Below are 11,535 nucleotides of genomic sequence, written 5' to 3' on the forward strand. Positions count from 1 at the left end.
CAGTAAAACCATCAAAGCCAGTCAAGACAACAACAGTACCTGTCAAGACAGGGGATGACACTAACATCATCATGATGGTGATTGGAGGATTACTGTCAGCTGCAGTGCTTGCATATTTGCTTATCAGACATGCAATGAAAGCCTAATCTCATTGAAAGGACATATTTACGGAGAGAAGGAATCAGATGACTGAAGAACATTCCGGGGATCTTCTGTTCTTTCGCAGAAGACTCCTCAGCAGAAAGGAACTCGTCGTCTTTTGCAGAATGCATGGTTTATCAACCATTGGTACAAAAGAAGATTTAGAAAAACGCATCGTCTATTTCCTCAAGACAGGAAGAAGGCTTGATCCCTATCTGGATAAAGAGCCAGATCTATCGGAAATTTCCATGAATGACCGCATTGGGGAGAACTTTTCTCTGGAGGACAGGAATAGAGACTTCTTCAGGGAATATGTCGGAGAGGACTTTGATGAGGAGTTTCTTGAATGGCTCAAGGAACATCCCGACAGCACCTATGATGATGCATTGAATAAGTATTTAGAATTTAAGAAAAAACAATAATGTTTTTAACTCGTAATCCACTTTAAAGGGATCAGTTAAACCTGATCCCTTTTTACTGAGTTTTAGAAGGAGCCAGTCATGTCATATGAAATAAAGTTGGGGATAGGCATCGGTAAAATACAATTAGGAATGCATAGAACAATGGTCAATTCATTAATAAAAGATCTACGTAGATATTATGAAAGACCATATGGTTTTTATGATCTCAATGAGGATTTCATCATTTTCTATAATGACAAGAATCTCGTAAGCTGCATCAAATGCATTTCCCCTTATAAATTAAAAATCGCAAACTTTTCACTAAGTCACTATTCAGTGTGGGATCTTTATCTTATTGTTAATGATATATGTGAAGATCTCATCTTCACACATATTTCATTTAGAAGTGAAGAATTAAAATTATGTGTTACTTTTAATAAGAAACAGGTAAACAATGAAGGCATGGCCGATATGATTGATAGTGTAATAATTGCTAATAAGGATTATTGGACATTACACATTGATCTTTAATTCTACATAACAATAGTCTATTGCTTATTATAGCTTCTGTATAACAGAAGCTTTTTTTTATGTCATAAAATATTTTAATGTGCTTATTTCATAAGTATGATCAACTTTGAAAATATTTGGTAAAATATTTGTCTATAAATGAATATTTATGAAAAATAATGAAAATATCTGAAAAAATAATATTGTAAAGGATTCTCGTGACTGCTAAGATGAAGATAGAAAGGAGAAAAACAATGAAATTCGCAGCACGAATTAATTCATTCTTAAGAATGAAAAATCATGACATTGAGAAAACATTTTCTGATTTTAAAGGTTTATCTTTAGGGTATGTGGATCTAAATTATCCTGAGCACTGTATTAATTATACACCTCAGGAGATGAAGGCATTATTAGATTGCAATGATCTTACTCTAAATGGTGTTGCATTACGTTTTAGAGACAAATTTATCAATGGTGAACTTGGTAATGCGGATCCAAAGATTGCTGAAGAAGCATTGGATCTCTGTAAAAAGGCAGCTGACTATTGTCGTGAAGCAGGAGGACATGTTGTAACAATATGGCTTGGATTTGATGGGTTCGATTATAGTTTTCAAATTAACTATAAAAAAGTCTGGAATCAGCTTGTTCAAGCCTACAGAAGTATTTGTGATTATGCTCCAGATCTTTTAATTAGTATTGAGTATAAACCATATGAGGAAAGAGCATATGCTTTTTTGGACAGTATGGGACTCACAGGTATGATGATTAATGAAGTAGACAGAGCAAATCTTGGGATTACACTTGACTATTGTCATATGCTAATGAAACATGAAAATCCTGCTTTTGCTGCAGATCTATTTGGATCAAGAAAACAGCTTTATGGTATTCACGCTAACGATGGTTATGGAAGATGTGATGATGGGTTGATGGTAGGGACCGCTTCACCTTTTAAAACATTGGAACTTCTTTACTATCTCAAGAAAAACAAATGGGATGGGGTTATTTATTTTGATACATTTCCGATTATTGAAGATGCTGTTAAGGAAACAAAAAGCAATATGGAAATGATGGAGTACATGGATCAACTAATTGATAAGATTGGATTAGAATACATTGAAAAGATTGTAGATCGCAACGATGCCATTAAGGCTAGTCAATTAATGATGGAGTTCTTCAAGGGAGGAACAAATTATGGACTTTAAGCAAATAGCAAAAGATATTTTAAAAAATATTGGCGGTGCAGAAAATGTTGCTAATATTTCCCATTGTGCGACACGATTAAGATTACGATTAAAAGATGACAGTCTTGCGGATGAACAGGCCATTAAAGATATAGATGGTGTTGTAGATGTTATCAATAAGGCAGGACAATATCAAATTTTGATTGGTATTGAAGTACCTCATGTTTATGATGAATTTGAAATACTTGTAAAAGGAAATGAAGATAGTCAATTAGAAGAATCATCTGATGGAAGTGAAGGAATCATTAGTAAAATCTTTTCAGCCATTTCTGGTATCTTCGCTCCATTATTGCCTGTATTAGCAGGATCAGGGATTTTACGTGGCTTATTGATTTTATCAACACAAATAGGTCTTATTAGTGAAAAAAGTGGAACTTATTCAATCCTGTATGTAGCATCAATGTCAGTCTTTTATTTCTTGCCGGTATTATTGGCATTCTCATCTGCTAGACGATTTGGAGCGAGCCCTTATATTTCAGCTCTGATTGGTGCTGCCCTTCTTCATCCTGATTTTATTGCTATGATGGGTGATAAAGGAAATGGTGCAATGTCATCGTTTATGGGAATACCTGTTGTATTGATGAACTATAGTTCTACAGTTGTTCCTATTATTCTCTCCATTTGGGCTTTCTCTTATCTTTATAAGTGGCTAGACAAACATATTCCTGAATCATTGAAACTCGTTGTTGTGCCATTGATTTCTTTATTGATTATGTTGCCACTAACAGTAATCGTCATTGGACCAATTGGTGTATACAGTGGTGAAGCTATTGCTAATGTTGTTAACTGGTTGATTGAAAGAAGTGGATTACTAACAGGAATTCTCATTGGCGGAGGCTGGAGTGTACTAGTTAGTTTTGGAATTCATTGGGCCGTCAATCCAATTATGATTAATAATATTTCCAAGAATGGATTTGATTATATTTGCCCCCTTACATTTGCTTGTAACTTCGCAGTTATTGGCACTGCACTAGGTGTATTTCTTAAGGCCAGAAACAGAAAACTTAAAAACTTCGCAATGACAGGTGTTGTTACAATTGCTTTATCTGCAATTATTGAACCAACATTATTTGGTTTGCTTGTCAAGAACAAGAAATTATTCTTAGCACAGATTATTGGAGGAGCAGCAGGTGGAGCATACCTTGGCCTAATGAACGTAGTAACAAACGCATTTGTATTTGGAAGTGTAACGACTTTCCCAGCATTTATTGAAAATAGTGCCAATGTCATTCATGGTGTTATTGGTTTATTGATTTCAGTTGTTGTTGGTGCGGTATTAGGATATATATTTACTAAAAAAGAGGACGAGCTCGCTTAATAATTAGAATGAAAAAGTGTTGCGTTTATGGTATTATTATTAATAAAGTAGGTGTAAATAATGATTCCTTATGAACGTCAACAAAAAATTTTATCCATCATTGAAAAAGAGGAACTTGTAAAAATTGATCAGCTTTTAGAACTATTTCCAGAAATATCATCTTCTACTTTAAGAAGAGATCTAAAAGAGTTAGAGAAAAATAGAAAAATAGAAGCATTATCCGGAGGCGCTGTAAAGAAGATTTCTACTGTAGGGGAAATTCCTATTTCTACAAGACAAATGCTTAACAGTGAAAAGAAGGAAAAAATCGCAGATATTGCTGAACATTACATTGAAGATGGCGATATTATTTATCTAGATTCAGGTTCTACTTGTACAGCGATTTTCAAAAAAATCATGCAAAAAAATATTACGATTTATACTTCAAATACGGATGTGTTTGCTTTTGGTAAGAATATACGAGCACAAGTGATTATTCTAGGAGGATTGTTTAATCCTATTAATTCTTCTATTAGCGGATCATTAACTGAAGATGTTCTTAATAAACTCTATTTTAATAAAGCTTTTATTGGAGCTAATGGTCTCGATGCGAAAAGAGGTGTAATGACACCTACGTTTGAAGAGGCTTTAAAGAAAAAGATGGTAAAAGAACACTCTGATCAAACTTATCTTGTATGTGATAGTACTAAGTTCCATGTTTTATCTAATGTGAAAGCATTTGATTTAAAAGATGTTATTGTGATTACGGATCAGATGGATAATAACTTAAGTGAACATGTATCTTTAATTATTGATTAAAGAGAGTCCTCAAAAGGACTCTCTTTTTTAGGAGGTTATAATGAAACTATTATGTGCAAGTCTTATGTGTGTATCGTTCACACAATTAAATAAAGAAATTCAGGCACTGGAAGAGGCACAAGTTGATATGATGCATTGTGATATTATGGATGGAAATTTTGTTCCTAATATGGCCATGAGTCTAAGTGATATAAGAGCAGTGAGAGAATTAACGAAAATAAAGATAGACTGTCATCTTATGATTGATAATCCTTCATCCAAGGTAGACTGGTTTATTGATGCAGGAGCTGATCTCATTTATATTCATCCAGAATCCGATCATAATGTCATTAAAACACTCCAGCATATAAAAGAAAGGGGTGTAGAGTGCGGTCTAGCAATTAGTCCTGACACGTCCATTGAACAAGTGAAAGAAATGCTTGAATACTGTGATTATATTATGATTATGACTGTTCATCCTGGATTTGCCGGCCAGCATTTCTTGGCATCAATGAAAACTAAGATAAAATCATTTATAGAAGAAAAGGATCATTACCAATATAAAATAATATTGGATGGTGCTTGTTCCCGTGATGTTATTTCTACATTTTCTAAACTAGGATGTGATGGCTTTGTATTAGGAACAAGTGCACTCTTTCATAAGGAAAGGAATTATAAAAAAGAAGTTGAGGTGATTAGAAAGCTATGAAAATTGGTATAGGAAATGATCATGTAGCATTAGAATATAAACTAAGACTAAAAGAATATATTGAAGAAAAATATGATATTGAAGTAATCGATTATGGAACATCATCTACAAAAAGATTCGATTATCCTATTTCCGCACAAAGAGTTTCGCAAGCAGTTATCAATCATGAAGTAGATCGAGGCATACTGATTTGTGGAACAGGTGTTGGTATGGGAATAGCAGCTAATAAATATCCTGGCATCCGTTGCGTAACCTGTTCAGAACCATATTCTGCGAAACTATCTCGTGAACATAATAATTCAAATGTATTATCCTTTGGTTCACGTGTTGTAGGAATTGAAGTTGCAAAGATGATTATTGATGAATGGATTCAAGCTGAATATGAAGGTGGTAGACATCAAAAAAGACTAGATATGCTAGAATCACACAATTTATCAAAATTGTAAGTCATTAATAACATCATTGTTCGTTATAGTATAGTTGTAGTAAAAATCTACTACTTATTCATAATTTCCCTTTTACAATTAATCCCTTATCAGAAACGCAAGGCATATAATCCTTGCGTTTCGTTGTTATGTTTTTACAACTTTAATTCCAATTAGAAACATTTATCTTCTTATCATTTTAGCTCTGTACTTTTTTGAATTCATCGTTAGATGATTTTTGCCATGATTGTCCGAAAATAGTATAAGCGCATTGCTTCTTTTATATTCTTAAATGTGGGTGTTACAACTATCATTGATTGATGTTCACGTCTTGAAAGAGAATATGATATAAAATTATAATAAGAAACAAACCATGAGGAAGTCATAAGCTTATTTCTTGCAGATAAATTACTAATACTTTATGGGTATTCACTGTTATCTATACATTCTTGAATAAGTAGAAACACTAATAATTTATTACTTATTATTTGACCTAATAAGTAATAGATTGTTTTTTTATGATATGTAATTGACGTAATAGAATAATTTTTTCGGAAACTCCTGATTTATTAGATTAATACAATATAATTTAGTACAATATATTCAAGAAAGATCATTACATTTGAGTTTTAGGAGAGGAGAAAAACTATGAAGAGATTACTAACAGTTGTGGTGTGCTTTATCGCCATTGCAGCTATTGGCATCAGTAATGTTAATGCGAAAGCAAAAACTACGTATTATGGATTTTATGGATCGGTCTGTACAGTATTCAAGAAGAGAGGAGACAAGCTTACTGTTAAGACACAAAAGGGTTATCCAATAGAATATTATAAGAAGAATCGTTTGTTTACAGCTAAGAATGTAGGTACTAATAAAACATTCAAGCTAAACAAGAAGACAAAGTATTATAGTGCATCTGTAGATAATCATATGCGTTTATATGATCCAGGAACTGTAAAGAAAGTTTCTATGAAAAAGATAAAAAAATATTGGAAAGAATCACGTAACGATGAATATGAAATTTATCCAATAGTAGTCGTAAAGAACGGTGTGGCTACAAAAGTGGTTTGCTGTTTCTCATAAAAAGATAACACAAAAAAGATATGGGGTGGGCCCATATCTTTTTTGTGTTATTTTACTTTAACTGTTTTTATAGTTGACCAGTTTCCATTTACTTTACCATTAACACCACGTACTTTAATCTGGTATTTCTTTTTTGATTTTAGTTTTTTGATAACCAATGATAATTTTTTAGTTGTTTTGTATTTCCAAGATTTTGATTTTTTTAGCTTATATGCAATTTTATATGTTTTTGCATTACTTGCTTTTTTCCATGAAATAGTGATCTTCTTTTTACCGGCTGAAGTTTTTCTGATTGATATTTTTCCTACATGAATAGATGCTCTTTTTTTAGAAAATGAGATGACAGGAGAAGTTTTTAATTTAAATCTTACTTGAATTGCATTACTTGAATTAGATGACCAAGTTGTTGGATTAGTAAATTTATAATAATTAACAGCTTTCTTATTTTGATAAATATAACCAATGTACCATGCATAAGATCTAGGACTAGTATGGCTACTGTCACCACAACATTCATGAATACATTTTCCATAGTTCGTAGTACCAGGCCAATACAAATATACGTATTCGTGCCCATTATCTGTTCCTCTTTTAAAGACTGTCATGTTTGTAGAAATTTCATCACGATGATTATATTTACTTGTTTTTTTATAGTTTGAATAAGTTCCTGCAGTTGGCCCACACCAATGGAAATAATAAAATCCTACCTGAACTCTTGTTTTAGATGTAGTTAGCTTATTATCGCTTCAATATGTTCCACCACTATTTACATATTCAGTTTTTACTAGACCAGCATTAGTCCAATTAGCCCCTGGAGAACTCGTCGAGATTTTTTCTTCTTTATTTAAATACTCAATGGTATATTGATTTTTATTTACATAAGTTGGTAATACTGGAGCATATGTCCATCCATCAGATTTCTTTGTAGTTTTCGGATTAATATAGGTTTGAGGAGCTGCAACGGCAGTATAATTTCCCTGTTTATCATAGATGTAAATGTGAGTATTATAGTTTCCATATTCATTTTTATGATCGGTAATATTTACTCTGTAACTGTATGTGTTGCCATTAACTGTTCCTCTTGCTGAAGTATTTGTCATCCAATTTGGTTGAATATCATCTTGAGAATTGTAGCTTGTCCAAGTTGGAAATTGAACACGATCAATTCCGCTTTTATCTGTAGCAGTACAACTAACTGTATATCCTGATTCAGATACATTACTTATTTTTATATTTGATAATGTCGGATTCGTTCTATCTACATATGCAGATGGATTTCCTGGCTGATATGATGCAACGTTTCCTACATCATCGTACGCATAAATATGTGTAGAATAATAACCTTCTTCATTATTGTGATCAGACGCCTTTACGCGGAATGTCCAAGTTGTTCCATTTTGTGAACCTTTTATTATTGTATTAGTAGACCAATTGGAAGCTAAATCATCTTGACCTTTATAAACAGTCCAAGTTGGAAACTGAACTCTATTAATTTTATTGCCACCTGTAACGGTACATGAAACCGTGTATCCGTCTCTAGATATAGCAGTAACTTTTACATTTTTTATAGAAGGTTTAGCTGTTGATCCTGAAGAGAAGTTAGGACGGATGACACCCCAATAAGGTGTATAATTATTTATATAGCTCGGGCTATTATATGCAAAAGTCTTTTTTTGTACTATTTGCACATTATTATAGTTTTGATGATAACTGATATTTGCAGATTCAGCAATTGCAACATGACCATATGATCCGCCTGGACCTGCTGAATAAACTAATATATCTCCCTTTTGTGGAACAGCACCTTTTATTCTTGACCAACCACTAGGTAATGCATTTGTTGCATAATCTTTTGCATTACCAGGAACACGTGAAACACCTAAAAAATCATAATAGTAACAAATTAAACTTACACATTGACCTGTGCCTACTTTTTGTCCAACCTTTGATTTCACCCAATTAATAGCCTCATCAGCAGTTTTAGAAGTTGCATGAACACTAATTATTTTTGAATTGAGAGTTATAGAGAATAACATCATTATAACTATAGATAATCTAAAAATCTTTCTTTTAATCATATAAAATCATCCTTTCTATAGTTATTATAGTTATTAACAAAGTAGAAAAGCAAGAGTAACCATATGGTTGCATAAATTTATTTGACTATTTTTTGACAATCGATCTATGCGAGAATTTCGAAAATCATTTAACTTATTTTTTAACTTATGTAAAGTATTATTCAAAGATTATTTTTTTCTAAAACACAATTTTAATGGAAAATAACGTCATATTTAAGTAAAATAAAAATAGATAAGGGATATGGCATATTAAAAGATCATTAAGAAATGAGGGATAATATGAAAAGAAAACTATTAAAAGTAGTGTCGGTTATTGTTTGTCTCTTTATGCTTTCAGTATGCGTTAATAATGTAGATGCTGCTTCTACAAGATATTATTCAGTATTGAATCAAGGTGTTAAGACATTTAAGAAGAGCGGACGCAAACTGACTGTTAAAACGAAAAAATATTATAAAATTGCCTACTATAAAACAAATAATATGGCAAAAGTTAAATATGTTGGTTATTCAAAAAAGTTTAAGTTAAGTAAAAAGTGTAAGTATTATTGGGCTGCAATTGCAGGATATAATCGTTTATACGATAAGAAATACATGAAGAAGACGACTTTCTCAAATATTAAATCAGCTATTATTAAAGCTAGACAGTACGATTCTTGGGAATTCAGAATTGTATTTGTAGTAAAGAATGGTGTAGTTACTAAAGTACTTGCAGTATCTGCATAAATTAAATTGCTTAAAACGGAGCTAATCCCCCCTTCCAGGCTCTGTTTTAATATTATGATAAGCGGAACAGAAATGTTCTGCTTTTTTTTAAGAAGAGATGCAACTGTTTGGTGGCGCTATCAAAAAATGGTAAACTTTTATTAAGGGTAATAATTAAATTGATAATAAAAGGGAAGTGAATTATATGAAATGCTCAAAATGTGGAAAGACGTATGATGACAAATTAAACTTCTGTCCATTTTGTGGAGAAAAGTCTCATGTAGTACAAGATAATATTGAGATGGATAATAATTATGGAGGTACACTTAACCGTATTCTCAATATTATTTGCAGTAAAACTGTATTATCTGCTATTTGTGTAGTAGCTGGTGGATTATTAGCGTTGTCATTTATCAAAGTATCATCATTTCAATCATATCTTGAAACAGAAGAAATCTCAGAACCATTTAAAGTGTTAAAGGCAGCATCCAATAGCATTAGCTCTATACCAAGATATTTTGCTTGGTCAAAATATTTAAGCATATATGTTTTTGTTGTTTCACTAGTTAATGCAATTAGAAAAAAAGAAATAGACTATACTGTGTTATCATCTTTAAGTGCACTGAATGCTTTTGTATTGATCATTAATTCAAAAACAGTCAGTATATTAAAGCAGATTATGAATCTTGATTTATCATCATTATATAGTTCTTTCTATTTCTTTTCTTCAAATGAGTCTGCTTATAGACTTCTTAAAAATCCAGATCGATTAGTACAAGGTATTCAAGGAGAAGCAGGGTTTGGAATATTTTTTCTTATTGCAGCTGTTCTTATGTTCATTTTCTATTTGAATCAGCCTCACAAGTATGAAAAGTTTAATTTTAAATATTTAGAGACTATTCAAAAGACAGTATCTAATAAATACGAAGATTTAAAAAGTGAACAAGCAAAGCTGAATAGTAAAGCTAGCTGTGCAAAGTGTGGTCGAACATTAGATGTAGATATGAAATTTTGCCCTTCATGTGGAGAACCAGTAACAATTGAAGAACATAAAAACCATTGCAAAAAATGTGGTAAAGAGTTTGCAAAAGATATGAATTTTTGCCCATATTGTGGTGAAAAGGCTGAGAGGGTAGAGAAACTTGTAGATACACAAGCTATGAGAGAAGAACTCTTAAGAAGAAATGGTAAAAAGCTTTGTAAAAAATGTGATAAAGCATTTAATATAGAAATGAACTTTTGTCCATTTTGTGGTGAAAAGTATGAAATACAAAGTGAGAATAATACAATAAGTTTTGTTGGTGATAAGTTTAAGGAAAGTCCATTTTTTAAGAATTACTATGTGCAGTTATTTAGTCAAATTAAACTATTATCTAAAATCGGTATTATAGTAGGTGCACTATTATCGGGAACCCTTGTTTTGGTATTTGGAATCAGTAATACTATGAGCACGGAATCTTTTTCATCTACATTTGAAAGCATGAAAGCTTTTATTAATGTATGTAAGATTGTACCGGTTGTCTACTATATCTCTTTAATTGCATGTTGTTTTGTTTGTATTTTTGCGATTGTTAATTTACTTAAGGAAATAGAGATAAAGGTATTTATATTAGCTCTAGTGACAGGTATCAATTCACTGTTGCTTTTAGGAAGTATGAATACTATAAAATTGATATCAGGATTGTATTCATTAGATTTATCAGATGTAATGGAAGGTAATATTTCTTCATCTTTAGTTAACAGTGCTGGTAGATTTTTACAAGATCCAGAGCAGGCGATGAAAGATTTAACAATTGCTTTCGGTTTTGGATTCATTCTTTTAGGCTATTGCATTTATCTGTATATTCAATGTAAAAAGAATAATTCCCAATAAAAAAAGATCAATCAGTAGTTACTTTACTGATTGATCTTTTATAGTCTTATTTAGTCTTAACAGTCTTAGTTGAAGAGAATGCGCTACTACTATTATTGTAGGCACGGATTTTTACTTGGTATTTCTTTTTCTTTTTCGCTAAGTTTAAGAAAAATGTTGCTACTAGATCATTAAATTTAGCTTAACACCTGATTTTCTACTTTATAGCCACCTAACTTAAGTCATGATTTTTTAAATAATTGTAAAATGATCTTAAAAGGTCAGGTGAGTGCTATGA

General features: G+C 31.8%; 13 protein-coding genes. 11 read left to right on the plus strand and 2 right to left on the minus strand.

Annotated elements, in window-relative coordinates:
- The 9 genes from J6L95_RS10895 to J6L95_RS07720 all read left to right on the plus strand — a co-directional run.
- Window positions 1-146 (plus strand): LPXTG cell wall anchor domain-containing protein (locus tag J6L95_RS10895; RefSeq protein ID WP_353806813.1); only part of this gene is annotated, 146 nt, incomplete at its 5' end.
- Between the two features lie 39 nt (window positions 147-185).
- Entirely contained in the window at window positions 186-563 is a 378-nt protein-coding gene (locus tag J6L95_RS07685; protein ID WP_287458681.1) for an SAP domain-containing protein, read from the plus strand.
- 78 nt (window positions 564-641) lie between these two features.
- Complete coding sequence (locus J6L95_RS07690) at window positions 642-1,073, plus strand: hypothetical protein (protein ID WP_287458682.1); 432 nt, start codon at window positions 642-644, stop codon at window positions 1,071-1,073.
- Window positions 1,074-1,306: 233 nt separating this feature from the next.
- Complete coding sequence (locus J6L95_RS07695; RefSeq protein ID WP_287458684.1) at window positions 1,307-2,254, plus strand: sugar phosphate isomerase/epimerase family protein; 948 nt, start codon at window positions 1,307-1,309, stop codon at window positions 2,252-2,254.
- Window positions 2,244-3,611, plus strand: a complete 1,368-nt coding sequence (locus J6L95_RS07700; protein ID WP_287458685.1) for a PTS transporter subunit EIIC — start codon at window positions 2,244-2,246, stop codon at window positions 3,609-3,611. Before J6L95_RS07695 ends, J6L95_RS07700 begins: the two co-directional genes overlap by 11 nt.
- A 60-nt stretch (window positions 3,612-3,671) precedes the next feature.
- A complete protein-coding gene (locus J6L95_RS07705) occupies window positions 3,672-4,409 on the plus strand; it encodes a DeoR/GlpR family DNA-binding transcription regulator (protein WP_287458686.1) in 738 nt (245 codons plus the stop codon).
- Between the two features lie 40 nt (window positions 4,410-4,449).
- A complete protein-coding gene (locus tag J6L95_RS07710) occupies window positions 4,450-5,097 on the plus strand; it encodes a ribulose-phosphate 3-epimerase (RefSeq protein ID WP_287458687.1) in 648 nt (215 codons plus the stop codon).
- Window positions 5,094-5,543: a ribose 5-phosphate isomerase B gene (gene rpiB, locus J6L95_RS07715; protein ID WP_287458689.1), complete on the plus strand. Its 450-nt coding sequence runs from the start codon at window positions 5,094-5,096 to the stop codon at window positions 5,541-5,543. Before J6L95_RS07710 ends, rpiB begins: the two co-directional genes overlap by 4 nt.
- A gap of 627 nt (window positions 5,544-6,170) precedes the next feature.
- Window positions 6,171-6,605 (plus strand): hypothetical protein, encoded by a 435-nt coding sequence (locus tag J6L95_RS07720; RefSeq protein WP_029073018.1) that lies wholly within the window; start codon window positions 6,171-6,173, stop codon window positions 6,603-6,605.
- Window positions 6,606-6,652: 47 nt separating this feature from the next.
- Here the strand turns inward: J6L95_RS07720 and J6L95_RS07725 are convergent, their stop codons facing one another.
- Complete coding sequence (locus tag J6L95_RS07725) at window positions 6,653-7,210, minus strand: fibronectin type III domain-containing protein (protein ID WP_287458691.1); 558 nt, start codon at window positions 7,208-7,210, stop codon at window positions 6,653-6,655.
- 141 nt (window positions 7,211-7,351) lie between these two features.
- Entirely contained in the window at window positions 7,352-8,683 is a 1,332-nt protein-coding gene (locus J6L95_RS07730; protein WP_287458692.1) for a GBS Bsp-like repeat-containing protein, read from the minus strand.
- Between the two features lie 279 nt (window positions 8,684-8,962).
- Here J6L95_RS07730 and J6L95_RS07735 point away from each other — a divergent pair, with 279 nt between their 5' ends.
- Both J6L95_RS07735 and J6L95_RS07740 read left to right on the plus strand, forming a co-directional pair.
- Window positions 8,963-9,406: a hypothetical protein gene (locus J6L95_RS07735; RefSeq protein ID WP_287458694.1), complete on the plus strand. Its 444-nt coding sequence runs from the start codon at window positions 8,963-8,965 to the stop codon at window positions 9,404-9,406.
- Between the two features lie 184 nt (window positions 9,407-9,590).
- On the plus strand, window positions 9,591-11,258 hold the full coding sequence (locus tag J6L95_RS07740; RefSeq protein ID WP_287458696.1) for a zinc ribbon domain-containing protein: 1,668 nt from the start codon (window positions 9,591-9,593) through the stop codon (window positions 11,256-11,258).
- Window positions 11,259-11,535 lie beyond the last annotated feature (277 nt).

Source organism: Kandleria sp., from assembly GCF_017934775.1.
Classification (GTDB): domain Bacteria; phylum Bacillota_I; class Bacilli_A; order Erysipelotrichales; family Coprobacillaceae; genus Kandleria; species Kandleria vitulina.

Coding starts and splice junctions, on each gene's coding strand:
- J6L95_RS07720 (WP_029073018.1), top strand. CDS start 6,171: ATGAAGAGATTACTAACAGTTGTGGTGTGCTTTATCGCCATTGCAGCT.
- J6L95_RS07735 (WP_287458694.1), top strand. CDS start 8,963: ATGAAAAGAAAACTATTAAAAGTAGTGTCGGTTATTGTTTGTCTCTTT.
- J6L95_RS07690 (WP_287458682.1), top strand. CDS start 642: ATGTCATATGAAATAAAGTTGGGGATAGGCATCGGTAAAATACAATTA.
- J6L95_RS07725 (WP_287458691.1), bottom strand. CDS start 7,210: ATGACAGTCTTTAAAAGAGGAACAGATAATGGGCACGAATACGTATAT.
- J6L95_RS07695 (WP_287458684.1), top strand. CDS start 1,307: ATGAAATTCGCAGCACGAATTAATTCATTCTTAAGAATGAAAAATCAT.
- J6L95_RS07705 (WP_287458686.1), top strand. CDS start 3,672: ATGATTCCTTATGAACGTCAACAAAAAATTTTATCCATCATTGAAAAA.
- rpiB (WP_287458689.1), top strand. CDS start 5,094: ATGAAAATTGGTATAGGAAATGATCATGTAGCATTAGAATATAAACTA.
- J6L95_RS07740 (WP_287458696.1), top strand. CDS start 9,591: ATGAAATGCTCAAAATGTGGAAAGACGTATGATGACAAATTAAACTTC.
- J6L95_RS07730 (WP_287458692.1), bottom strand. CDS start 8,683: ATGATTAAAAGAAAGATTTTTAGATTATCTATAGTTATAATGATGTTA.
- J6L95_RS07710 (WP_287458687.1), top strand. CDS start 4,450: ATGAAACTATTATGTGCAAGTCTTATGTGTGTATCGTTCACACAATTA.
- J6L95_RS07700 (WP_287458685.1), top strand. CDS start 2,244: ATGGACTTTAAGCAAATAGCAAAAGATATTTTAAAAAATATTGGCGGT.
- J6L95_RS07685 (WP_287458681.1), top strand. CDS start 186: ATGACTGAAGAACATTCCGGGGATCTTCTGTTCTTTCGCAGAAGACTC.